Annotated in this window: 21 protein-coding genes, 1 pseudogene and 1 other annotated feature; of the genes and pseudogenes, 7 read left to right on the top strand and 15 right to left on the bottom strand. The window is 44.1% G+C overall.

The genetic code is table 11. The annotated features are described in order from the left end of the window. Positions 1-10 precede the first annotated feature (10 nt). Positions 11-1,699, bottom strand: coding sequence for a septation ring formation regulator EzrA (gene ezrA, locus NSQ09_RS20900; protein WP_032726414.1), 1,689 nt, complete (start codon positions 1,697-1,699; stop codon positions 11-13). A gap of 196 nt (positions 1,700-1,895) precedes the next feature. Here ezrA and hisJ point away from each other — a divergent pair, with 196 nt between their 5' ends. Further along, positions 1,896-2,702 (top strand): histidinol-phosphatase HisJ, encoded by an 807-nt coding sequence (gene hisJ, locus NSQ09_RS20895; RefSeq protein WP_017695724.1) that lies wholly within the window; start codon positions 1,896-1,898, stop codon positions 2,700-2,702. On the opposite strand, the gene refZ is transcribed toward hisJ, so the two are convergent. Then, on the bottom strand, positions 2,699-3,322 hold the full coding sequence (refZ, locus tag NSQ09_RS20890) for a transcriptional regulator RefZ (RefSeq protein ID WP_014477663.1): 624 nt from the start codon (positions 3,320-3,322) through the stop codon (positions 2,699-2,701). The genes hisJ and refZ overlap by 4 nt on opposite strands. A gap of 126 nt (positions 3,323-3,448) precedes the next feature. Between refZ and NSQ09_RS20885 the strand changes: the two genes are divergently transcribed. Both NSQ09_RS20885 and NSQ09_RS20880 read left to right on the top strand, forming a co-directional pair. Beyond that, positions 3,449-3,940 carry a GAF domain-containing protein gene (locus NSQ09_RS20885; protein WP_014477664.1) on the top strand — a complete coding sequence of 164 codons (492 nt, stop codon included), beginning with the start codon at positions 3,449-3,451 and terminating at the stop codon, positions 3,938-3,940. A 109-nt stretch (positions 3,941-4,049) separates the two neighbouring features. Then, positions 4,050-5,239 (top strand): IS3 family transposase gene (locus tag NSQ09_RS20880; protein WP_088272564.1). Its coding sequence is split into 2 segments (ribosomal slippage): positions 4,050-4,350 and positions 4,350-5,239, totalling 1,191 coding nucleotides; the frame shifts between segments, so codons are not numbered across the junction. Positions 5,240-5,291: 52 nt separating this feature from the next. On the opposite strand, the gene NSQ09_RS20875 is transcribed toward NSQ09_RS20880, so the two are convergent. Beyond that, on the bottom strand, positions 5,292-7,031 hold the full coding sequence (locus tag NSQ09_RS20875) for a diguanylate cyclase domain-containing protein (RefSeq protein WP_041340255.1): 1,740 nt from the start codon (positions 7,029-7,031) through the stop codon (positions 5,292-5,294). Positions 7,032-7,325: 294 nt separating this feature from the next. On the opposite strand from NSQ09_RS20875, the gene rpsD reads away from it, so the two are divergent. Next, positions 7,326-7,928 (top strand): 30S ribosomal protein S4, encoded by a 603-nt coding sequence (rpsD, locus tag NSQ09_RS20870; protein ID WP_003229304.1) that lies wholly within the window; start codon positions 7,326-7,328, stop codon positions 7,926-7,928. A 21-nt stretch (positions 7,929-7,949) separates the two neighbouring features. On the opposite strand, the gene sr7p is transcribed toward rpsD, so the two are convergent. The 3 genes from sr7p to acsA all read right to left on the bottom strand — a co-directional run bounded on the left by sr7p (position 7,950) and on the right by acsA (position 11,538). Then, the gene (gene sr7p, locus NSQ09_RS20865) at positions 7,950-8,078 is read right to left on the bottom strand and encodes a small protein SR7P (protein ID WP_014480565.1); all 129 of its coding nucleotides are present in this window, start codon (positions 8,076-8,078) and stop codon (positions 7,950-7,952) included. Between the two features lie 131 nt (positions 8,079-8,209). Then, entirely contained in the window at positions 8,210-9,478 is a 1,269-nt protein-coding gene (tyrS, locus tag NSQ09_RS20860; protein WP_014480566.1) for a tyrosine--tRNA ligase, read from the bottom strand. 50 nt (positions 9,479-9,528) lie between these two features. Then, positions 9,529-9,765: a binding site (T-box leader), on the bottom strand. 54 nt (positions 9,766-9,819) lie between these two features. Then, positions 9,820-11,538: an acetate--CoA ligase gene (acsA, locus tag NSQ09_RS20855; RefSeq protein WP_004399030.1), complete on the bottom strand. Its 1,719-nt coding sequence runs from the start codon at positions 11,536-11,538 to the stop codon at positions 9,820-9,822. 160 nt (positions 11,539-11,698) lie between these two features. On the opposite strand from acsA, the gene acuA reads away from it, so the two are divergent. From acuA to NSQ09_RS20840, 3 genes and pseudogenes are all read left to right on the top strand, one after another. Beyond that, entirely contained in the window at positions 11,699-12,331 is a 633-nt protein-coding gene (gene acuA / locus NSQ09_RS20850) for an acetoin utilization protein acetyltransferase AcuA (RefSeq protein WP_003229296.1), read from the top strand. Between the two features lie 26 nt (positions 12,332-12,357). Beyond that, positions 12,358-13,002 carry an acetoin utilization AcuB family protein gene (locus NSQ09_RS20845; protein WP_017695491.1) on the top strand — a complete coding sequence of 215 codons (645 nt, stop codon included), beginning with the start codon at positions 12,358-12,360 and terminating at the stop codon, positions 13,000-13,002. Further along, positions 12,999-14,161, top strand: a pseudogene (locus NSQ09_RS20840) (acetoin utilization protein AcuC). Before NSQ09_RS20845 ends, NSQ09_RS20840 begins: the two are co-directional and overlap by 4 nt. Positions 14,162-14,171: 10 nt before the next feature. On the opposite strand, the gene motS reads toward NSQ09_RS20840, so the two are convergent. The 9 genes from motS to sftA form a co-directional block, all read right to left on the bottom strand. Beyond that, complete coding sequence (motS, locus tag NSQ09_RS20835) at positions 14,172-14,900, bottom strand: flagellar motor protein MotS (RefSeq protein ID WP_017695489.1); 729 nt, start codon at positions 14,898-14,900, stop codon at positions 14,172-14,174. Next, the gene (motP, locus tag NSQ09_RS20830; protein WP_014477672.1) at positions 14,890-15,708 is read right to left on the bottom strand and encodes a flagellar motor protein MotP; all 819 of its coding nucleotides are present in this window, start codon (positions 15,706-15,708) and stop codon (positions 14,890-14,892) included. The genes motS and motP overlap by 11 nt, the downstream gene beginning before the upstream one ends. A gap of 62 nt (positions 15,709-15,770) precedes the next feature. Continuing rightward, on the bottom strand, positions 15,771-16,775 hold the full coding sequence (gene ccpA, locus NSQ09_RS20825) for a catabolite control protein A (protein ID WP_017695488.1): 1,005 nt from the start codon (positions 16,773-16,775) through the stop codon (positions 15,771-15,773). Between the two features lie 275 nt (positions 16,776-17,050). Beyond that, on the bottom strand, positions 17,051-18,127 hold the full coding sequence (locus NSQ09_RS20820; protein ID WP_003223454.1) for a bifunctional 3-deoxy-7-phosphoheptulonate synthase/chorismate mutase: 1,077 nt from the start codon (positions 18,125-18,127) through the stop codon (positions 17,051-17,053). Between the two features lie 235 nt (positions 18,128-18,362). Continuing rightward, positions 18,363-18,689, bottom strand: a complete 327-nt coding sequence (ytxJ, locus tag NSQ09_RS20815; RefSeq protein WP_015714529.1) for a bacillithiol system redox-active protein YtxJ — start codon at positions 18,687-18,689, stop codon at positions 18,363-18,365. A gap of 23 nt (positions 18,690-18,712) precedes the next feature. Continuing rightward, entirely contained in the window at positions 18,713-19,168 is a 456-nt protein-coding gene (locus tag NSQ09_RS20810) for a YtxH domain-containing protein (RefSeq protein ID WP_004398549.1), read from the bottom strand. A 30-nt stretch (positions 19,169-19,198) separates the two neighbouring features. After that, the gene (locus NSQ09_RS20805; RefSeq protein WP_003229276.1) at positions 19,199-19,621 is read right to left on the bottom strand and encodes a DUF948 domain-containing protein; all 423 of its coding nucleotides are present in this window, start codon (positions 19,619-19,621) and stop codon (positions 19,199-19,201) included. Between the two features lie 161 nt (positions 19,622-19,782). After that, complete coding sequence (gene murC, locus NSQ09_RS20800; protein WP_003229274.1) at positions 19,783-21,081, bottom strand: UDP-N-acetylmuramate--L-alanine ligase; 1,299 nt, start codon at positions 21,079-21,081, stop codon at positions 19,783-19,785. 249 nt (positions 21,082-21,330) lie between these two features. Next, positions 21,331-24,189: a DNA translocase SftA gene (gene sftA, locus NSQ09_RS20795; RefSeq protein WP_341032608.1), complete on the bottom strand. Its 2,859-nt coding sequence runs from the start codon at positions 24,187-24,189 to the stop codon at positions 21,331-21,333. Between the last annotated feature and the right edge of the window lie 28 nt (positions 24,190-24,217).

The raw sequence follows: 24,217 nt of genomic DNA, 5'->3' as shown, positions 1-24,217 counted from the left end.
TCGTGATTATCTAAGCGGATATGTCAGCTTTGATTTTTTCAACTGCACCTGGCGCAGCCTTTTCTACAGCGGCAGCTGCAATTTCATAAGAGTCGTCATAATCAAAAGCATAAAAACGTCTTTCCGCTTCTTTCAGCTGTTCAGATAAAATGTGATTTTGGCTTCTGAACCGGTTTCCGAACTGAATGATTTTTTCAATGAGGATGACCTGCTCGACAAGTTCCTCTGATTCCCGGCTTGCCCTGTTGACGATTTCTTCTGCTTGTTTCAAATGGGCTCCGGCTTCTTCCATATTTAATGGAAGTTCGTTTAGTTGATTGACTGTTTCTTGAATATGATGATGCGCGTTCTCCAGCATCTCTTGAATATGGCTCGGAATGCCTGGAATGTTGCTAGTCTTCAGCAGTCTTGCTGTCTCAGAAATTGTTTTTTTCAAATTGCTGAGCGTCTCCCTCGCCTGAAGCTCTTCTTTTCTCAGCGCTTGCAGATTTTCACGATACTCGTCATGCTCTTTTTTCACTTCTTCAATTTGCTTCTCTATTGAAGCAACTTCTTCTACTAAAAGTGAGTAGGCGACATGCTCTGCATCGAGCTTATCTTTAACGGATGATAGCAGCTTCCCAATTTCATCAAGGCGCTTTTCAAAAGCCTGCTGTTTGCCGAGCTCACCGGCTGTCAGCCTGTAGCTTTCCTTCACCAGCTCAGTTTCCGCCTTCGTATGCTCTTTCTCTTCTTTAAGCTTGTCGTAAGCAATAATCAATTCAGGCATTTTGCTTAGTACGGATTGACCGGCTTCAACTTCGCCCTCCAGCTGCTGATAAACAGATTGAATATTTTCGTCAATGAGCTGCAGGATTGCTGATGCTTCATCAATATCCAGCTCAGTCATCAGGACATGTTCCGCTCGTTTCAGCTGGTTTGACAGATTTTCTAATTCCTTATCAAGCTGGATATGCTCAAGCTTGTACCCTTTTTCTTTCATTTCGCCATAGCCATCCTTGAGCTTTGCAATCTGCCCGGGCACCGTCTGTTTACAGTCAGCTAACAGCTTCGGCACATCATCTATGTATGACTGAAGCCGTTCAAGATTGCGGTCCTGCTCAAGCAGTACTTTTCGTGCAGTAATATAGTTTCCGCCTTCTGTTTCTTCTTCAAATTGTTTGATGCCGCTCCAAATTTCGTCCAGATCCTTTTCAAGGCTGTCATAAAGCTCCCCGTAAAGGTGGCTGTAAGCCAGCAGGTTTTTTCGAGATTTCGAATAGCGCTCCCTCACCTGTTCAATCTCTTCACGGCTCTTTTCCTCACTTGTGACAAGATCGCTGATTTCCCGAAGAATCTTTTCAATGCTTGATTCAGCCGCTGTCAGCAGGTCGTCGATATGAACGAGCACTTGATTGGCCTTTTTAAACCGGTATTTGTCTGCATTTTCCTCGGCATCATAAAGGAGCTCTTCAACTTTCGGCATGTGGGCTGTGACAATCTCGTCCCATTCTTCACGCCACTTCTCAAAGAACTCTTCTGTCTGACCCGTCATTTTTAAATGTTTTATTTTAGACATTTCTTCCACGATCGACCGATTCAGAATTTCAATCTTCCACGATTCCAGCCGGTCGATTTCGGCGTAGATTTTTTTCCTGAAAAAGTAGCCTGCCGCAAACAGCGCAAGCAGTACAATTAATAATCCAATGACAAACTCCATAATGAGCCCCCTTGCTGTTTACCTTAATCTGTCAGGGTGTTTTATTTATTCAGAAAGATTTCAGGATATGTATTGAGAAAAACTGTCGTTTTCATTGTTATTATGATACCATGTAACAAACATTTTTTGACCAGAAATCAAAAACTTTTTGTGCAAAATCGGCAGGATTTGACTATTTTTTCATGGGGTGACATCAATGCAAAAGCGAGACGGACATATTCACACACCATTTTGCCCTCACGGCTCCAATGACACACTCAGACAATATGCAGAAGAAGCCTTAAAAAAAGGGTTCGAATCGATTACTTTTACCGAACACGCCCCATTGCCGCCCTCTTTTACCGATCCCACGCCGCTGAAAGACAGCGCGATGGCGCAAGCTTCTTTGGAACGCTATATTCATGAAATTTCCGGATTAAAAAAAGAATATCGCGGACAGCTTAGCATACGGACAGGTCTTGAAGTCGATTATATCGCTGAATTTGAAGACGAAATTACATTATTCCTGGACACATACGGGCCATATTTAGATGACAGCATCTTATCCGTTCATTTTTTGCGCACAGACTCTTCCTATCTATGCCTTGATTATGACGAGCATACCTTCAAAGAGCTGATTTCAGCCTGCGGAAGCATTGAAGCTGTATACGAACAATATTACCGGAGTGTATATTCTTCCATTGTAGCATCTCTCGGCAGCTATAAGCCAAAAAGAGTCGGTCACATCACACTCGTCCAAAAATTCATCAAGCTGTTTCCATACAGCATGTCAGAGCATATTCGCGGCCTCGTTTCCCTGTGCCTGAATGCCATTGAAGAAAACGGAATGGAGCTCGACTTCAATACTTCCGGCTTAAGAAAAACTTACGCTGGCGGTATTTATATCGAGGATTGGATGCTGAATGAAGCGAAGCAAAAGAAGATCCCGCTTGTGTTTGGGTCAGATGCCCATCAAGCGGGAGATGTCGGATACGCGTATGAGGCGTTTTTGGAACGGTGCTAGTTGGTGAGCGCCACGTCTCCTGTCCTGAAGACGCTTCTGATCCAAATCTTGATTTCTTCAAAATACATTTTATAAAAATACGGCTCGTGCGGCTGCATGTAGAGTACTTCTGAAATATATTGAGGCTGGAGATAGGGCATCATCAAGAGAGATTTTAATTGGAGAATAAAATGAGGCAGCGGCAGCGTTAAATATTCACGCTGTTTTTCTCCTTCCTCAATGATCAGCTGGAAGATATACTTTTCCTTCATTAGATATGTCGACATAATTTCCCTGATTAATGTGGAGTCAATTGTGACTTCCCGGTAGACAAAACGAGTTAATTGACGATGATTATGCTGATAGGATAAAATATCGAAAACCAATTGAAGAAGCTGTTCCTGCGTGCTTTGAGAAGAGATATTGCTTGCCGCTGTTTCAAGCGTTTTGCTGTAGCCTTCGTAAAACTCTGAAACTAAGTGTTCCATCAAGCCTCCTTTGCCTTTAAAATAGTAGGAGATGTGCGCAACATTTACATCAGCTGACTTTGCGATTTCACGGACAGACGTGCCAGAAAATCCTTTTTGGTTAAAAAGCATGACAGCAGATTCAATAATTTTGTCTTTGGTGCTTACTTTCATACGGCTCACTCCTTCCTCTTGATACTATTCAAGCAGAAAGCCGCTGTTCCTGTAAGAACTTATCGACAAATGCCGGCAGAAAAGCCGGAACTTTGTTTTATATTATAGAAAAAGTGAGGGTTTTCCATGTTCCATGTCGAAAAACAATCTGGAGATAAAGAAAAAGACTATCAGCTTCTGCTAAAACAGCTCGAAGCTATGACCGAAGACGAAACAGACCAAATAGCTAACTATGCAAATGCCTCAGCACTGCTGTATCATTCGCTGCCTGAAGTCAACTGGGCGGGTTTCTATTTTGCCAAAGAAGAGGATGGACAGCTTGTGTTAGGTCCGTTCCAAGGCCTGCCGGCATGTGTTCGGATTCCTTTCGGCAGAGGGGTTTGCGGCACAGCGTACGCAAACGGAAAAGTGGAACGTGTTGAGGATGTAAACGCGTTTCCCGGACATATCGCCTGCGATGCAGCGTCTCAATCAGAAATTGTGCTTCCGATTCGTGTAGACGGAAAAATTGTCGGCGTCTTGGACATCGACAGCCCAGTGAAAAACCGTTTCGACGAAATTGATGAAAAATACTTAACTCAATTTGCCGAAACGCTAGAAAAAGCGTTAGCGCAGTAATATAAAAGCCCAAAACTGATATCGTTTGATATTATCCCCTCTAAGTAGACAGTGTAAAAAGCCCGCTTTTCAAAAGTGGCTGTTACACTATACGTGGAGGGGATTTTTTATGGCGAGAAAAGGGCAACACTTTCAGAACTATACGAAAGAATTTAAGATGAAAGCTGTCAAAATGTACGAGGAAGGAAACAAAAGCTATAACACGTTAGCTGAAGAATTAGGGCTTCGAAGTTCAACCCAGCTCAAAAATTGGGTGAAAACATATCGGGAAGGCAAGTCTTTTGATGATCAAAGGGGAAAAGATACAAAGTCAGACAATCCTTTTATTGGACGCCCTAAAACAACGTTTAAAAGTGTTGAGGAAGAACGAGATTATTTAAAGGCACAGGTCGAATACCTAAAAAAGCGCTATCCAAATCTGCATGGGGAGGACGGATTTTGAAGGCAGCACGATTTGAAGCTGTTCACGAATTGAAGGACCGTTATCCGATTACATGGCTGGTATGTATCGCCAAAGTGTCACGGTCAGGGTACTATAAATGGCGCAAGGCTCAAAGGTTTCGAATGGCAAGGCAACAGAGAGATCAGATCATAAAAGAGCACATCATGGCGATTCATCATTCACGCCCTTTCTATGGCTATCCTCGGATTACTGTCGCTTTAAAGAAAGAAGGTTTCTGCGTCAACCATAAGCGTGTTTACAGATTGATGAGAGAGATGAACATCCACTCGATTATTCGAAAAAAGCGTCGTTATTTTGGAAGAAAGGCATCGGTTGTCCTGCCAAACCGGCTTAACCGAGAATTTCAAACCAATCAGCCTAATCAGTTATATGTAACCGATATTACCTATATTGCTTGCGGACAACGATTCTATTATCTTTCTGCAGTACAAGATCTTTACAACAATGAGGTTGTCGCATGGAAACTGTCAAAGCGAAATGATCTTGAACTGGTGATGAAAACAGTGGAAAGTTTAACAGCTCAACGGGATGTCCAAGGGGCCATTCTCCACTCTGATCAAGGATTCCAATACACAACAAAAGCATATCAAAAGCGACTTGAAACCGTTGGTTTGAAGGGCAGCCATTCCCGTAAGGGAAACTGCCTGGATAACGCCTGTATCGAATCATTTTTCTCGCACCTCAAAACAGAGAATACATACTTTTCTTCATGCCAAACTGAAAAAGAGCTCCACAAAAGCATTAAAGATTACATCCAGTTCTATAATCACGAACGATTCCAGAAAAAATTAAACCAGTGTGCTCCGGTAGAATACCGTAACACACTGGTTGCTTAGGCTTTTTATGGCTGTCTACTTGACAGGGGTAAGACCACGTTTTGGGCTTTTTTTATTTTATTGAGTCATGAATCATCAAGCGGTTTTTCCCGCTCCGTTTCGCGCTGTAGAGCGCTTCATCTGCCTCATGCACAAGCTCTTTCAGCGACTTTTTTGTTTCTGTCGTCCAGCAGGATATACCGCAGGAAATGGTTACCTCGGGTTTCGTATTTTTTCTGACTGCGTAAACCAGTCGCTCGGTAATCCGTTTCCCCACTGCAACCGGCACATTTGGCAAATAAATCGCCAGTTCCTCGCCTCCCCAGCGGGCACCGACATCATGCTTTCGGATGTTGCTTTTAATCACTGAAGCGACTTGAATTAAAATCTCGTCCCCAGTCTGATGGCCGTACGTATCATTTACATTTTTAAAATTATCAATATCAACAAGAATAAAAACACCCTTTTGGTGGATTTTCATGCTGTATTGGATTTTTTCATCTAAATACGCTCGTGAAAACAGTTCAGTCAGCTGATCTGTTTTCACGAGATGCTCAAGGCGGTCGCGAAGCATTGAATTGGTTACAGCCAGTGTCGCGTGATGAATCAGCGCCTGAAACAGCTTGTACATTTCAAATGTAAAAGCGTACAGCTCCTGTTTCAATAAAACCGCAAAGCCTAAAAGCCGGTCGTTTTGAATCATCGGAGCAGCCATCAGCGAGCCGTACCCCGCCTTCCCAAAAACAGACTGGCCATTCCCGATGAAAACCCCTTTTTCACCTTCATACAGCTTTTCTTTCAGCTCATTATAAAAATCTGACTGCTTCGCTTCTTTAAAAAATGCTGTGCTGCCTGGGAGCAATGTTAGGTTTTCAAAATGGTCTATATGAAAAAATCCCACTTCTTCTGCCTGAAACGATTCTGCCATTCTCACAGCCAGATCATTCATTGTATCAGTCAATGTCAGCCGCTGATTCAGGCGTCGTGATGTTTCATTAATCAATTCCAAATTTGCGATGCTTGCTTTGGATTGTTCGTAGAGCTGGGCATTTTCAAACGCTTTTCCCGCGGCGTTTGCTAACATCGACATTTCATCAAGGCAGGCATCAGCAAGAAAGCTGTCACCCGTTCCTTCAGCCTTCAACACCCCGTATGTGCCCTGCTGTCCTTTGATCGGAATATAGGCGGCAGATTCATTTTTCCGCAAAATGTCTCCGGACAAATACACTTTGAGCGCAAAGGAATCGGATTTTTCCCCTTCCATATACAGCTCTTTTGCAGGAATCCCTAAACATTGGTCTTGATCGTGCGATATAAATAAAGAAAACTCAAAAAGAGAAAATGTGCTGGTCAAGCTTTCTAAAAGCTGCTTCAGCACATCTGTCTGATCAAGCAGTGAATGGAACAGCTCCGTCATTTTGTATATCTTTTTTTGGTAGATCGTTTTATTATAGAGTCTTTCCTGTTTCATCGACTGGTTTAAAAACGAAGCAACCACGTCCGGAAGCCCTTCAGGAATCTCTTCATCCTGCCTGCACGCAAGATGGAAACACCTGCCGGAGCCGTCCTCAATCAGGTAACATGAAGCGTTTATTTTTGAAGCGGAAAAACGCGCTTCTCCATCTGCCTGTTTTGTCACAAAGTCTGATGATGACGGTGTAAGCGAAACACAAAGGGTTGAAAAATAGGTTTGAATAGCCGAAGTCAGCCATATTAAAGAGTCGGTGAATGTGACTTTTTCAGATTTGGTTAATAAAAAATCAAGCATATGATAATGAAAGGCGGATAATTGATCTTTAGTTTGTTCTACCATGTTTTTATCACCTAAAAGTTTACCACTAATTTTTGTTTATTATATCATAAACGGTGAAGCAATAATGGAGAAATGGTTGACTTCAAAACAAATAAATTATATAATGACCTTTGTGTGAAATATTGCAGCCTTTTTGTTCAGCTTCTATGTTTTCATTTTGTTCCTTATCAATAAGGTGTATCGTGTAACTCTCTGCTGCTGGAGCGAGGATACATGAAAACAAAATGTGCATGGTCGAATAGAGCAGACGGTTTTTATTTTCCACAAAAATAAAACCAAAGGAGGAGTCACATTATGGCTCGCTATACAGGTCCATCTTGGAAACTGTCCCGCCGTCTAGGAATCTCTCTTAGCGGTACAGGAAAAGAATTAGAAAAACGCCCTTACGCTCCAGGTCCACACGGCCCAGGACAACGTAAAAAATTATCAGAATACGGTTTGCAATTGCAAGAAAAGCAAAAGCTTCGTCACATGTACGGTGTAAACGAACGTCAATTCCGCACTTTGTTTGACAAAGCTGGCAAACTAGCTGGTAAACACGGTGAAAACTTCATGATTCTTTTAGATTCTCGTCTTGATAACGTTGTGTACAAGCTAGGTTTAGCACGTACTCGCCGTCAAGCTCGCCAATTGGTTAACCACGGTCACATTCTTGTAGACGGAAGCCGCGTTGACATCCCGTCTTACCTAGTGAAACCTGGTCAAACAATCGGTGTTCGCGAAAAATCAAGAAACCTTTCTATCATCAAAGAATCTGTTGAAGTGAACAACTTCGTTCCTGAATACCTTACTTTCGACGCTGAAAAGCTTGAAGGTACTTTCACTCGTCTTCCTGAGCGTTCTGAACTTGCTCCGGAAATTAACGAAGCGCTTATCGTTGAGTTCTACTCTCGTTAATCGTTTTAAAAACCCCTGCCGCTATGCGGTCGGGGTTTTTTTATCGTCTGTTTCGTCATTCGCCTCTTGCTGGCCAACACTATCTTGCGCCTGCCGCTCCCAATAATCCCGCTGTATCCGTTCTTTTGCAATCGTGCACATGAGATTCACGCTTTAGCGCTCCTTTCTTTTAAAAGGTGATGTGGTTGATCGTGTTTGCCCTATCTAATATACTCTTTTCCTTTCATTCTTATGCGGTAAACAAAAAGATCCTTTGCCTTCAGTGGCAAAGGATCTTTTTCTTATTTATACGTCACAAGGAAGTATTTTTTCTTCCCGCGGCGCAGAACAGTAAATTGATTTTCGATGCGGTCTTCAGCCGATAGGGTATAATTTATTTCTGTTTGGCGTTCGCCGTTAATGTAAACAGCTCCGTTTTGGATGTCTTCACGCGCTTGGCGTTTAGAAGGAGATAATTTAGATTGCACCAACACATCTACAAGTGAAAGCTCTTGGGTGCTGTCAACTTCCATAGAAGGAACATCTTTAAAGCCTACTTTTACGTCTTGAGCAGAAAGCTCTTTAATATTGCCGCTGAACAGCGCTTGGGAGATGTTGATGGCTTGCTCCAGCGCCTCGCGTCCGTGAACAAGTGATGTCACTTCTTCTGCCAGGCGTTTTTGCGCTTCACGTTTTTCTGGCGCCGTTTCTGTTTTTTCAGCGTATGCTTCAATTTCCTCTTTTGAAAGGAACGTAAAGTATTTCAAGTATTTGACAACGTCACGGTCGTCTGTGTTGATCCAGAATTGATAGAATTCATATGGCGATGTTTTTTCTTTATCAAGCCAGATCGCGCCGCCTTCCGTTTTTCCGAACTTCGTGCCGTCTGCTTTTGTGACAAGCGGAATCGTTAGGCCGAACGCTTTTGCTCCTTCTTCTTCTGATTTTCTGATCAGTTCAAGACCCGCTGTGATATTGCCCCACTGATCGCTTCCGCCGATTTGCAGTTTACAGTTTTTGTCTCTGTAAAGATTTAAGAAATCATAAGATTGAAGAATCATGTAGCTGAATTCAGTGTACGAGATGCCTGATTCAATTCTTGAGCTGACCGTATCTTTTGCCAGCATGTAATTGATGCCGAAATTTTTACCAACGTCACGAAGGAAATCGATCACATTCATTTTGCCGATCCAGTCAAAGTTGTTCGCGATGACAGCTGGGTTTTCTGCTGCTTCAAAATCTAGAAATCTGGACAGCTGGTTTTTGATTTTTTGGGACCATTCGGATACGATGTCAGCAGTGTTTAATGTACGCTCTGCTTTTTTTCCGCTTGGATCACCGATGAGGCCCGTCGCGCCGCCCACAAGCGCAATCGGATGATGCCCCGCAAGCTGAAAACGGCGAAGTGTTAAAATAGGCAGCAGGTGTCCGATATGCAAGCTGTCTGCTGTCGGGTCAAAGCCTGAGTACAAGCGGATTTTTTCTTCATTCAGCTGTTTATTTAACCCTTCTTCATCTGTCATTTGCTGAATCAATCCGCGGAAGGATAAGTCTTCAAGTAAGTTTGTCATAAGATAAAGCTCCTTTTTTGATTAAAATAAAAAACGCCCCTTCGTTTACACGAAGGGACGATTGATTATCGCGGTACCACCCTACTAATAAGAGAATGCAAACATTCGTCTTATCACTTTGCCTGATAACGGATCAGGTCCGTTCTTTCACTACTGAAAGCCTGGCCGGCTTTGTTTGCAAAAGCGGTTCATGAGTGTATTCGATATATCCGTCTGTGCTGATTTTCACCGGCCATCAGCTCTCTGGAACGTAAGGATATTCTACTTGTCTCAATCTTTACCTTTTCATATGAAGCTATATCATTTTTAACATAAATAAAATCCTGTGTCAACGCCGCCTTTTAATCCTCCATTGTTGACAGATCTCCAGCAGGAAGATTAAGCTCCCATGCCTTCAGCACGCGCCTCATGATCTTTCCGCTTCGGGTTTTCGGAAGCTTATCTTTAAATTCGATCTCACGCGGAGCCGCATGGGCTGCAAGACCCTGCTTTACGAATAGGCGGATCTCTTCTTTCAGTTTATCAGAAGGCTCAAATCCTTCCCTGAGTGCAATAAAGGCTTTAATGATTTCTCCACGCACCGGGTCAGGTTTTCCGATTACGCCTGCTTCTGCAATAGCCGGATGTTCGACCAGCTTGCTTTCCACTTCAAATGGGCCGACGCGCTCACCGGAGGTCATGATGACGTCATCAACTCTGCCTTGGAACCAAAAGTATCCCTCTTCATCCATGTAAGCAGAATCCCCAGACACATACCAGCCGCCCGGCATGAAATACGATTCATACTTTTCAGGGTTATTCCAAATGGTATGCATCATGGAAGGCCAGCCCTTTTTGATGGCGAGATTGCCCATTCGGTACGGCGGAAGCTCGTTGCCTTGATTGTCAACGATCGCCGCCTCCACTCCTGGAATCGGCTTACCCATTGAACCCGGTTTAATATCCATGCAAGGATAGTTGCAGATGAGCTGACTGCCCGTTTCGGTCATCCACCAGGTATCATGGATTCGTTTGTTAAAAACTTTATGTCCCCATCTGATGACTTCCGGATTTAGCGGCTCACCGACACTGAGCACATGCCGGAGTGAAGTTAGATCATATTTCGCAGCCATTTCATCTCCCGCTCCCATCAGCATCCGAAAAGCAGTCGGCGCGCTGTACCAGACATTGACGCCAAGCTGTTCAATCGTACCATACCAGCTTTCCGGGCTGAAACGTCCGCCGACGATGACATTTGTCGCTCCGTTCAGCCACGGTGCAAAAATGCCGTATACCGTACCTGTCACCCAGCCTGGATCAGCCGTGCACCAATAAATGTCTTCTTCCTTTAAATCAAGGACCCACTTTCCTGTTTGATATTGCTGAATCATCGCTTCATGGACATGCAGCACGCCCTTTGGCGTACCAGTGGAACCTGATGTATAGTGAAGCAGAAAGCCGTCTTTTTTATCCATCCATTCGATATCCAGTCTTGTGCTTTCCTGTTTCGCTGCTTCATCATAATTGATGATATTCGTGCCGCTCTCAGCCTCTCCCCCGACTACGAAGACATGCTGCAAGTGAGGCAGTTTGTCTACCGGTATTCTCTCCAGCAGCTCAGGTGTTGTGACAACAACCTTTGCCTCACTGTTTTCAAGCCGGTCTTTCACCGCTCCCTCCATAAATGCTTCGAACAGCGGCCCGGCGATGGCGCCAATTTTGATTGCGCCAAGCATAATAAAATAAAGCTCGGGTGATCTCGGCATAAAAATAAAAACGCGGTCCCCTTTTTCCACATTTCCATACCGTCTCAGCACATTCCCGGCTCTGTTTGATTCTTCCTTCATTTCTTTAAATGTGTATTTTTCATCCCTTTTTGCGTCTTTATAATAAAGCGCTACTTTGTTTTTTCGAAACGATTCGGCATGGCGGTCAATCGCTTCATACGCCGCATTCAGTTTCCCTGTCTCATGCCAAGAGAAATGTTTCTCTGCCTCGGCCCAATCAAAATGCCGGTACGTTTCTTCATAGTTTTTTAAGTTATGATCCCCCTCTATTGCTGGTAACGCTTTCAAATTCATGCCCAAACATCCCCCTTTGCTGAAGTTGTCACAATTATTATAGTATATATTCATATTGTTCTCAATTTTTAAAATATAAACCATGTTGAAAACGCTTTATAATTTGGTATTCTTAAAGAAGGCATCTATTTTTGATAAGAATTGATGGGACGGTGAATTAGTGGAACATCATAAAACATACCATTCAGCAAACATCAAAACAGCAACCGGCTCTTTACTGATAGAAGGGCCTGTCTCTCCAGAGGATTTGGCAGGTTATGAGTTTCATAAAGATTTAACCGCATTTCGCCCGCCTCGCGAGCAGCATGAAGCGCTAGTCGACATTGCAGGCCTTCCCGAAGGGCGCATTATTATTGCCAGAGACGGCCGAACCATTGTCGGCTATGTCACGTATTTATATCCTGACCCGCTCGAAAGATGGTCTGAAGGAAATATGGAGGATTTGATTGAGCTCGGAGCCATCGAAGTAGCGCCGGACTATCGGGGATGCGCTGTCGGAAAGACGCTCCTGACCGTCAGCATGATGGATGAACAAATGGAAAACTACATTGTGATGACGACAGAATATTACTGGCATTGGGATTTAAAAGGGATGAAAAAAGATGTGTGGGAATACAGAAAGATCATGGAAAAGATGATGAATGCAGGCGGATTGGTCTGGTTTGCAACGGATGAGCCGGAGATCAGCTCCCACCCTGCAAACTGTCTGATGGCCCGCATTGGAAAAAACGTCAGCCAAGAATCAATTGAGCAATTTGACAGGCTCCGTTTTTATCATCGTTATATGTATTAACTGACACTGACAAAGGGGAAAAAATAATGATTGTTGAGCAAATCATGAAAAGAGATGTCATTACATTAACGAAGACGGATACGCTTGAAACAGCCATATGCAAACTGAAGGAATACCATATCAGGCATCTGCCTGTTGTAGATGAAGAACGACACGTGATCGGCATGATTACAGACAGGGACATGAAACAGGCCAGCCCGAGTATTTTTGAAGAAAACAAACGAAGCCTATTTCTCACACGAAGCGTAGATTCAATTATGAAAAAGGATGTTGTCTGCGCCCATCCGTTAGATTTTGTCGAAGAAATATCAGCCGTGTTCTACGAGCATGGCATCGGCTGCCTTCCAGTGGTACACCATCAAAAATTAATAGGCATTTTAACAAAAACCGATTTGCTGCGGACGTTTGTCAAATTGACAGGCGCTGACCAGCCGGGCTCGCAAATTGAGATAAAAGTAAACGACATCACCAAAAGCCTCGCTGAGATCAGCAGTCTTTGCCAAGACCTTCAAGTCAAAATATTAAGCGTGCTTGTTTATCCGCATGACGATCCCGGTGTAAAAGTCCTTGTCTTCCGTGTAAAAACGATGAATCCGCTGCCGTTTTTGCAGGCATTACAAAGAAATGGACACCACGTCGTATGGCCGTCAGAGCAAAGGGATCTGCTATGAGAGACAGTGTATTTATCTATTCTCCATCCTACCAAACCTATATGTTTCATCAGGAGCATCCCTTTAATCAGCAGCGGGTTCTGTTAACATATGATTTGCTTAAGACGATCAATGCCTTTGATGATGGAGACATTGTCACCCCAGACTCGCTTCAGAAGAGGAGCTTTCCCTTGTCCACACGGACGATTACATTCAGGCCGTAAAGCTTGCGGGCGCCGGAAAGCTTCCCGCTGAAGAAGGAGAAAGCTACGGGCTCGGCACTGAAGACACACCCGTCTTTGCCGGCATGCACGAAGCGGCATCACTCTTGGTCGGCGGCACTTTAACGGCCGCAGACTGGGTCATGTCAGGACAAGCCCTGCATGCGGCAAACCTTGGCGGAGGGCTTCATCACGGCTTTCGCGGGAGAGCATCAGGATTCTGCATATACAACGACAGCGCTGTGGCTATTCAATATATCCAGAAAAAATATAGCGCCAGAGTGCTTTATATTGATACGGACGCCCACCACGGGGACGGTGTGCAATTTACATTTTACGATAATCCTGACGTATGCACGCTGTCCATTCATGAAACAGGAAGGTATTTATTCCCTGGAACCGGTCAGATCCAAGAAAAAGGCAGCGGAAAAGGATATGGCTATTCCTTTAATATTCCGCTTGACGCTTTTACAGAGGATGATTCTTTTCTTGAGGCTTACCGGACAGCAGCTTCAGAAGTCGCCGCGTATTTCGAGCCTGATGTCATTATCAGCCAAAACGGCGCCGATGCCCATTACTACGACCCGCTGACGCATTTATCAGCAACAATCAATATATACGAAGAAATCCCCCGTCTTGCACACACTTTGGCTCATCAATATTGCGGAGGGAAATGGATTGCAGTCGGAGGCGGCGGATATGATATTTGGCGTGTCGTGCCCCGCGCCTGGGCCAGAATATGGCTTGAAATGAAGGGAATTGATCCGGGATACGAGATCCCGCCGGAATGGATTGCTAAATGGCAAAAACAATGCCCCGTGGCCCTTCCGTCGAGCTGGAGCGATCCGGCTGATTTATATCCTCCGATTCCCCGCAAGCCTGAAATTACAGAAAAAAATGCCCAAACTGTCAGCAAAGCATTATATGCGATACGTTCTGAACAGCAAAGAACAAAGTAAAAAACGACCTTTACGAAGAGGTCGTTTTTGATTTTTTGATCACTATTTCCACACGCCGATTTTCCTTCATGTGTTCATTTGTCTTGTTATCCTTCACCGGCTTTGTATCCGCATAACCGACAGCAATAAAGCGCTTGGAGGGAAGCTTCTCTTTTGACGTGAAGTATTGAATCACTCCACTTGCCCGTGCTGCTGATAGCTCCCAATTCGACGGGTATCTGTATGTCGAAATGTTTCGGCTGTCTGTATGCCCCTCCACCTGAATGTCATTTGGAATTGTTTGAAGAAGAACAGCAATTTGGTGAAGAAGTGTTTCGGCATTTTTCAGCACCTTTGCCTCACCTGTATCAAACAGCACAGCCTCCTGAAGAACGAGCACGACACCGCGTTCATCCCGTTTGGCTGTCATTTGGGCCTTCAAATGATTGTCTTTTATATATGTATTTACTTTCTTGAGAAGCTGATCCTGCTGATCCTCTTGCTTCTTCGTATCAGATGGGGATGTATTCTTTTTTTCTATGGATGTTTGGTCCGGCTGAAGCCCGTTGCCTTCCTTCTGGATCGAGTCCACTGCCGCTTTGAATTTTTGCAGATCGATTTGGGACATTGAAAAGAGTAAAATAAAGAACACAAGGATCAAGGTGATCAGATCTGTAAAGGTTACCATCCAACTGGATGAAGATTGACTGTTTTTTGCGCTTCCATTCCTTCTTTCAAAACGTTCTCTTCTAAGCTTCATGTACAGATCCCTTTTTTGTTTTTACTTGTTTTGGCTGCTTCTGCCATTCTTCCCGTGAGCTGAAAACGACCAGCTGGCTTTCAAGGTTGCGCGGGTTTTTTCCGGATTGAACACCGATAATCCCTTCCACCATTACCTGCTTGATGAAAATTTCACTTTCTGTTTTCTCTTCAAGCTTAGCCGCGATCGGGTTGAAGACCATATTTGCCAGTAATGAACCATACAAAGTCGTCAGAAGCGCAATGGCCATATTTGGTCCAAGCATATGCGGGTCATTTAAGTTTTTGAGCATCAGCACAAGCCCGACGAGTGTTCCGATCATTCCCCACGCCGGAGCGAATTCTCCCGCTTTTTCAAAAACTCGCCGCCCTTTTCGGTGCCGTTCCTCCATTGCTGCGATTTCTGAATCCATGACGAGCCGAATCGTTTCTTCATCCCAGCCGTCAATCGCTAAAAGCAGCCCTTTTTTCAAGAATGGATCTTTGATTTCCCGAGCCTGATCATCCAATGATAAAAGCCCGTGTTTTCGCGCGTGATCGGAAAGGGAGACAAAGGTTTTCACAAGATCTTTCACATTGTCTTCCTGGCGGATGAATGCCTGCTTTAACACAGAGGGCGCTTTTTTCAGCTCTCTTGGCGGAAAACTGATAAAAACAGCGGCGCAAAGTCCCCCTGTTACGATGAAGAAAGAGGTCAGATCAAGAAAAGAGCGGAAACCGCTTACTCCCGATCCCGAAATAATCCCGATAACAATAATAATCGTTCCTAACACAAATCCAACAGGTGTAAGATAATCAAAACGTTTCATCATTTCTCCCCATGAAAAAAGCAAGAATTCACCATAAAGGTGAAGCTTGCTCTTTGTTTTTCTTATGACTTGGTTGACTTTCTTAGCTCTATACGGTGCGGCAGTTCGACGATATGCTCTTCAACCGGCTCTTTATTCATGAGCTTCGTCAGCAGTCTCATCGCAACGGCGCCAATATCGTATGTCGGCTGAACAACTGTCGACAGCTGCGGACGAACCATGAGACTTAATCTTGTATTATCAAAGCCGATAATGTCGAGATCCTCCGGAATGGATAAGCCCTGATCCTGAGCGGCATGGATAATGCCGAGTGCCATTTCATCAGTTGCAGAAAGAATGGCTGTCGGTTTTTTATCCAGGCTCATCAGATGCTGCAGTGCTTCGAGTCCGGAATCATATGTGTAATCCCCTTCAGCTACAAATTGTTCATTAAACGGAAGGTTCGCTTCTTCAAGCGCACGTTTGTAGCCTTGGAGTTTTTTCGAACGGTTGATCGGTTCTGTCATTGGTCCGGAAACGAACGCGATGTCTGTATGTCCTTTATCAACCAAAAGCTTCACAGCATCATAAATCGCCTGTTCGTAATCGATAGCGACTGACGGTGTTTCCTCCTGCTCTTCTACAGAAGCGGCAAGTACAATCGGCACTGGGGAACGCTTAAATTCCGCCACATGCTCGTCCGTAATGTTTCCGCCCATAAACACGATGCCGTCCACTTGTTTGCCGAGCATTGTGTTTAACAAGTGCAGCTCTTTCTCCATGTTTTGGTCAGAGTTGCTCAAAATAATATTGTATTTATACATTGTCGCGATATCTTCAATTCCGCGCGCAAGCTCTGAATAGAAAATGCTTGAGATATCGGGAATGATGACACCTACAGTTGTTGTTTTTTTACTTGCCAGTCCTCTTGCCACCGCGTTTGGACGGTAACCGAGACGTTCAATGGCTTCCAAGACTTTTTTCCTCGTTGTCGGTTTTACATTCGGGTTGCCGTTCACGACACGGGAAACGGTTGCCATGCTTACATTAGCTTCTCTCGCTACATCGTAGATCGTAATATTGCTCATCCTAAAACCACTCCTTTTACTGGATACACTTATCCTTATCTATAGCATAAACACTTTATGTAGAGAAATGTCATAATGTCCGAATTTATGTCGTTTATGATTTGTAAGCGTAAGTCAGTAGTGTACATTATTTTTCATTATTCATCAAATTTAATTACTTCTCATGAAATTATACACGTTTTTATAGATGATGAAAACGTATACTTGGTTTTTATAACTAAATAAACGAGAAAGCATAAAAAAAGGCCGCAGGCGCGGCCTTTTGGATTGTTCAATTAAGCGTTGACTTTCACCATTGGCTTCAGTTCATTCAGCCATTTTTCGAATTCAGGAATCGCCATTTGCTGAGCAGAGTCAGAAAGTGCGACTGACGGATCAGGGTGAACCTCAGCCATTACGCCATCTGCACCGATCGCTAAAGCGGCTTTAGCTGTCGGAAGCAAGAGGTCACGGCGGCCTGTTGAATGCGTAACATCAACAAAGACTGGCAAATGCGTTTCTTGTTTCAAAATCGGCACAGCTGAAATATCCAGCGTGTTTCTCGTTGCTGTTTCATATGTTCTGATTCCGCGCTCACAAAGGATAATTTGGTCATTTCCTTGTGACATGATGTATTCAGCAGCATTGATGAATTCAGAGATCGTTGCAGCAAGACCGCGCTTCAGAAGCACTGGCTTTTTCACGGCGCCGGCCGCTTTCAGCAATTCGAAGTTTTGCATGTTGCGCGCTCCGATTTGAATGACATCAATGTAGTCCAGCGCTTCTTCGATATGAGCCGGAGTTACGATTTCACTGATAACCGCCAGATCAAATTCATCCGCTACACGTTTTAAAATTTGAAGGCCTTCAACACCGAGTCCTTGGAAATCGTATGGGCTCGTACGAGGCTTAAAGGCTCCACCGCGCAAAATTTTAATCCCTTGTTTTTTCGCAGCTGCAGCGACTTCAGCTACCTGCTCATAGCTCTCTACCGCACATGGGCCGACAATGAATCTTTGCTGGCCGTCTCCGATTTTTTCGCCTTTGATATCAACAATTGTATCTTCAGGTTTTTTCTTGCGGGAGACAAGCAGCGCTTTGCTGTGATCTTCTTCCTGAAGCTCTAAACCGGCTTTGAATATCTCTTTAAAAATGTGCTGGATGGTTGAATTTTCGAACGGCCCGTCATTGTTTTCAATGATATTGTTTAACATTGTGCGTTCTCTGACAGGGTCAAATCGGTTGACACCCTGTGCTTCCTTCGCTTTACCGATCTCTTTTACAACATTTCCGCGTTCGTTGATTAGTTTTAAAATTTGTAGGTTTAATTCGTCTGCTTTCTGCCTTAAAAGCTCTAACTCTGTGTTGCTCATTTTTTTCATCCTTTCCCTGCACATTCATTTTTTATTTTGTAGTTATCATGCATCTTACTATAAGTAATTCCAAATGGAAATACTGAAATACAAAAAATTTTATAAAAACTCTACTTTATTACCCAAACGCTTTTAAGTGATAAAGTAATCTATGAAGCTATCCTACATGATGTGAGGGCAATGTTCAAGGGTTTTTTACAAAAAAAAGCGCCAGATGATATCTGGACGCTTTTTTCTATGACAAATGCTGCTCAATAGCGGCTTCTGTAATTTGTGAATGTGAGGTATGCCATTTCACTTCACCGTTCTGAATGATGAATACCTGAGGGCTTTCATGCTTGACCCCATATGTTTCTGCAATGAAATTGGACAGCGGCCGGGCTTCTTGTACTTGAAGATAGTAAGCCGGCACATCCTCATGCTGATTTGCAAAGGCATCAAACTCATGAAATGCTGCCTGGCTGATCGGGCATGTGGTGCTGTGTTTAAAGAAGACGAAAACGCCTTCCTGTTCTGCAATCCGTTTAAATTCTTCCTCAGATTGAATAAGCTGTTTAGCCATGACTCAAGCTCTTCCTTCCCTGCTCAGCGATTCAACTGCTCAGCCTGTTTTTGTGCATCTTTCAGTTCGTCTTTTACATCTTCTTTCGTCTGGAGGACTTGATCTTTTGTTTCATCAGCCGCCTGCATCGCTTCTTCCCTCATATCTTGCATTGCAGTCGATGAATCCGTTTTGTCAGATTTGGAACGGTCTCTTAAATCCTTTACCTTGTTCATGATCTGCCCAGACTGATCCGCTACAAGCTGTGTGATGTTGGAAGTTTTGTCTTTTGCGATGCTGACATATTGCGTGCCTTTTTCCTTCGCATCTGCCGTCATTTTATCAGTTTTGTCCCGTAAAGCAACAGCTTGGCTGCCGAGATCGTCGCGAAGTTCTTTGCCTGATTTAGGCGCTAGAAAAAGAGCTGTAGTGGCACCGATGATTCCCCCGATTAAAGTTCCGATTAAAAAATCTTTACTATTAATTCCATCTTTGCTCATCATTATTCCTCCTCTTAGTATTTTTTTCTCTTACAGGGCTGATTTTTTCTTTTGCTTCCATTTCTCCCAAATTTCCATTGCTGCTTGACTCCATGTGACAACTTGATTGATCTTATCTTGATTTTCTCTAACTGATGCCGATACAGACCCTGCCGCTTGTTTCATGGATGTATTGAACTGCTGTACAGAAGCTCCCACTCCTTGAACAGCATGAACGACCGTGTTCAGCTTTTCTGATTTTTCCTGAATATCTTCAGCCAGGCGGTTGGTCTTATGTAAAAGCTCGGCTGTTTCAGTTGTGATGCCCTTCATTTGTCCCTCCAGCCCTTCAAGAGTGGATGCGACGTTTTTTAGTGTCAGCTGCAGTGACTTCAATGTTTTAGACAAGTAGATCACTAATACGAGAAATGCAACTGCGATGAGTGCAACGCTCAAATAAAGAATAATAATCATCTCAAACCTCCTTGCTGCAGGATATACTGCTGTTTACCCGTTTTCTTCAATCATAAACATGTGTACTGGGCTGTATACATACTATTCTCCGTTATGTAAGAAAATCCTTTAATAAGCTTTTCCATCAGATAAATAAAAAGCAGTGAGATCACTGCTTTTTATTATGCCATGACGTTTTCGTAGGCTCTCATATATTTTTGGATATCTCCTGCTCCCATGAAGATGAGAACGGCTTTATCATGAGCTTTTAAAACAGATGTGTCATCTTCTTCAATCAGCTTGGCATTATGAATTTTTCCCTGGAGATCGCCGATCGTCAGCTTTCCGGCATTCTCACGGGCTGAGCCGAAAATATCGCATAAATACACACAGTCAGCGCCGCTCAGACTTTCTGCAAATTCGTCAAGGAACTGCTGCGTCCGTGTAAATGTATGAGGCTGGAATACCGCGACAATTTCCCGATCAGGATATTTCTGTCTTGCCGCCTCGATTGTCACTTTTATTTCTGTCGGATGATGAGCATAGTCATCGATCAGCACTTGATCCCCAAGCTGCTTCTCATTGAATCTGCGTTTGACGCCCCCAAAGGATTTGAGAGCATGCTTAATGATGCTGGAATCAATTTCTTCATAATGGCATAACGCAATGACCGCCAATGAGTTTAATACATTGTGGTGGCCGTACGCAGGAATATAAAACGTATCATAGAACGTATTGCGGACAAAGACATCAAAAGTTGTCCCTTCCGTGCTTTTTACGATGTTTCTGGCTTGAAAATCATTTTCTTCCCCCGTGCCGTAATACACAACCGGGACGTTCGCATGGATTTTCGGCAGATGCTCATCGTCTCCGCAGGCAATAATGCCTTTGTTGACCTGAAGAGCCATCTCTTGGAAAGCGTCAAATACATCGTCAATGCTTGAGAAGTAATCAGGATGATCAAAATCAATATTCGTCATAATCGCGTAATCCGGCTGATAGCTTAAGAAATGGCGGCGGTATTCGCACGCTTCAAACACAAAGTATTCGCTGTTTTCATTTCCCTGGCCTGTTCCGTCTCCGATTAAGAAAGACGTCGGTTTTGCGTTTTGGATCACGTGAGCCAGCAGACCCGTAGTCGACGTTTTGCCGTGTGCGCCCGTAACGGCAACACTCGTGAATTTTTTCATGTAGTCGCCTAAAAACTTATGATAACGTATCACCGGAATTCCCTCAGACATCGCTTTTTCTATTTCAGGATGCGTGTCTGGGAATGCGTTTCCGGCGATGACTGTCATGCCGGGTTTAATATTTTCCGCGCTAAAAGGAAGAATCGTAATATTTCTTTTTTCAAGCGCTGTTTGCGTAAAAATAAATTTTTCGATATCCGATCCTTGGACAGTATATCCATTATCATGAAGTATTTGGGCAAGCGGACTCATACCGGTCCCTTTTATTCCAACAAAATGATAAACAGTCATAATTGTACCTCCAACAAACGTCTATCTGTTCCCCAGTATATGACGCTCATTTCAATTTGCGACCGCGGCGGCTGAAAAGCCTCCCTTAGCGGCGTATTTTATATGTTTTGTTATGTTTAGTATCAGGTTATTTCTTTCCGATTAAACCCAGATATCAAGATTTGTCTATGCACAGCTGCTGTAAAGCGGCATAGCTGTTAAATGCTCTAAACACTATCATACCATGTTTGGTGTGAAAATGAACCCATATTATTCGTTTATTAAATCACTTGCTGTGATCAGCACCTCTCGAGGCTTGCTTCCTTTTGCCTCAGAGATCATGCCTTCCGCTTCCATCATGTCGATCAGCCTTGCCGCACGATTGTAACCGATTCTGAATCTTCTTTGCAGGCTTGAAGTGCTCGCACTGTTTTGCTCTACAACAAACTCACACGCTTCGTAAAACAGTTCGTCCTCTTCTTTCAGGGCTGATCCTTGTCTTACGAGCTCTTCTTGTTCAAATAAATAGGTCGGCGGCATTTGGCTTCTGACGTGGGAAACGACGCGGTCGATTTCCCGGTCTGACACAAAGTTACCTTGCAGACGTACCGGTTTTCCCGATCCGTTTTCCAAAAAGAGCATATCCCCTTTTCCGAGAAGCTTTTCTGCACCGGCTATGTCAATAATTGTTCGGGAATCAACCTGGCTTGAAACAGAAAAGGCGATTCTCGTTGGGATATTCGCCTTAATCAGACCTGTAATGACATCGACTGACGGACGCTGAGTGGCGACGAGAAGATGGATACCGCACGCTCTGGCTTTTTGGGCGATCCGCGCAATGCTTTCTTCCACATCGTTTGGAGCCACCATCATCAAATCTGCAAGCTCATCAATAATGACAACTAAATATGGCAGCTTTTCACCCATTTGGTGTTCAGCGGTTAATTGATTAAAGCGGTCAATGTCGCGGACACCTGAATGGGCAAAAAGCTCATAGCGGCGCTCCATTTCCTCAACGACCCATTTCAAAGCAGCTGTAGCCGCTTTAGCATCAGTAATGACCGGGCTGACGAGGTGAGGAATTTTATTGTAAGGGGCCAGCTCTACCATTTTCGGATCAATCAGCAGCACCTTTACCTCACTCGGGTCAGCTTTATAAAGCAGGCTGACTAATATTGTATTGATACATACGCTTTTTCCGGAGCCTGTAGCGCCGGCAATCAAGCCATGCGGCATTTTCTTCAAGTCGATAACAACAGGATTTCCTGAAATATCTAATCCCAGCGCAGCTGTGAGCGGTGACTTGCTTGTCCTGAAAGCTGAGCTGCGAATCATTTGGCGCAAATCAACCACCTTGCTCGTGCGGTTCGGCACTTCAATTCCGATCGTGTTTTTCCCCGGAATCGGCGCTTCAATCCGAATATCTTTAGCTGAGAGACTGAGTTTAATATCATCGGACAAGTTGGTGATTTTATTCACCTTTACACCTGGTTCAGGATGCACTTCAAATCTCGTGACAGACGGCCCCTGGGTTACATGGACCACATTGGCGCGGACATTGAAGTTTTTCAAGGTTAAATCAAGAAGCTGACGCTGTTCTTCGATCCACGCAGTATCATCTTGAACCTGCGCTGGCGGGACATCAAGCAGTGCAACATTCGGAAATACATAGCTGCCGCGGCGCTCCTCTGCTTTTTGCTGTTTATGCGTATCTCTTTTCAGCATCATCACATTAAAAGGAACGGATGGCCCTTTTTGAGAAGATGCGCTTTGTTCAGTCCATTTCTCCTGTACACCAGGCCTTTTTTTCGGCTCTTCTGAAGCTTCGCGAGGTTTGTCTGCGCGAATTTCCTGCTGGTTTTCAAGGGTTGCAGAAAACGATTTGGAACCCTGCTCCATGTGTTCAGTTTTCTCAAGCTCTGTATGGCTGTCTGGTTGAACATCTATCTTCGTTTCCTGAGCCTCTCCCAGGATGTCATAATGATTATTTATTATGCTGTCTGATGGCTCTTCTGTTTCTTTTGCCACAGCTTCTGCTTGAGCCAGAGCCTCTGATGAATACTCATGATCAGTAAATAAAGGCTCTTCCTGACGAATGTCCATTTGTTCTTCTTGAACGAACGGGGACTCAGCACCTTCTGCCGCGTTTTCATGATGATTGTATACTGAGCTGTCTGACGGCTCTTTTGCTTTTTCATCCTCAGATACTGACTCAGTCTGAGATTCAGGAGCTGTTTGCTCTTCATCAAGTTCAGCGGAGAAAACAGGCTCTTCAAATGTCTCTGACTGCTGCTCCCTTTGTTCTTCCTTAGCCGTTGCAGGCTCTTCGCGGCCTACTTCACTGTCTGAAAGCCCTTCAGCCGCCGTATCTGTGAGCATCTCAGACGGTGTTTGCTCTTCGGCATGTTCAGCTGGGAAGGAAGGCTCCTCTTTTTCCGGCTGTTGAACGCCTGACTCAAATGGCACTTTGTTACCTGACGGCTCGGCTGGCCGTTTCGCCAGCGCCTCATCATTCTCCGTATCCTTTCTGTTTAAAACGCCAGAAGGCTGTTTTTCAAATTGGGTATCCGGGAAGAAAGGACTTTCTTTTTTGGAATGCGCCTGTGTGTCTGAAGCAGGATAGCCGCGTTCACGTTCGATCTCTTCTGACAGCAGTGTTACCTTCTCTTTTACCGATTTATCCGGTTCGTGCAATGTTTCAGAAGGCTTTTTCGGCACATCCTTTTTAACAGATGGTTTTTGATTGAATCCATAGACAGGCGAAGGGATATTTGTCGGTTTAAACGGTTTCTTCGCCGGCTCTGCTGCTTGATATGTATGCTGCTCTTCTTCATTTCTGGGACGCTCTCTGTAAGGTGCAGCACTTGGACGAGGCGCGGATTTCGGTTCGTCCGATGATGTGCGGCGCCTTCTCAGGTCATGATTTTTGTATCCGTCAGGCACGACTGGAAAACGAAATTTGCCTTTTGGATATTCATAATATATTTTAGGATCTTCCAATCTTTTTAATTGTCCTTCAGGATGATGTACTTCTTGTTGCTGCGGAATTTGAGCGGGTTTTGTCTCCCGTTCAGCATCCTCTTCGCTTTCGCCTAAAAACAAATCAAAAAATTTATGAAGCCAACTCATAATTTATCTCTAACTCCCTTATAGTTTT

Origin of the sequence: Bacillus sp. FSL W8-1202, assembly GCF_038006165.1 — a bacterium.
GTDB classification, from domain to species: Bacteria; Bacillota; Bacilli; order Bacillales; family Bacillaceae; genus Bacillus; species Bacillus subtilis.
Note: the sequence above shows the minus strand (reverse complement) of the source record. Positions and strands in the feature narration are given on the sequence as shown.